The organism is Shigella sp. FC1567, from assembly GCF_001743015.1.
Lineage (GTDB): Bacteria > Pseudomonadota > Gammaproteobacteria > Enterobacterales > Enterobacteriaceae > Escherichia > Escherichia coli.
The window spans coordinates 1-310 of the sequence record NZ_MIIV01000439.1 but is presented as its reverse complement, the minus strand read 5'-3'; the positions used below and the strand labels follow the sequence as shown (position 1 = coordinate 310).

General features: G+C 50.6%; 1 protein-coding gene. It reads right to left on the bottom strand.

What is annotated here, in order from left to right:
• On the bottom strand, positions 1 to 310 hold a 310-nt coding region (locus BHE85_RS19375), incomplete at both ends, for a transposase (RefSeq protein ID WP_146628275.1).

Genomic DNA, 310 nt, shown 5'->3' with positions numbered 1-310 from the left:
TTTTTTCGTGCCTGCGGGCTGGTTTTCAGCTTCACCAGATGATCGCCTTTACCCAGTTTTCTGAGCTCTTCATATTGCGCTCCCTTCCTGAGAGGTATCATCCAGTGGCGGTGTTCTCCCGCCAGGCTCCAGGCATTTAACAGTCCCAGTGAGTAATAACCTTTATCCATTAACGTCAGAGTGTTATCGCCGGTTTGTTCTATAAGTTGCTCAGCAAGCTCATTTTCGCTGTTCTTCATCGTGCCGAAGGCTGCAGCCGTCAGCAGATGGCTGGTCAGTTCCATCTGGCAGACCATTTTGACCTGCGGGT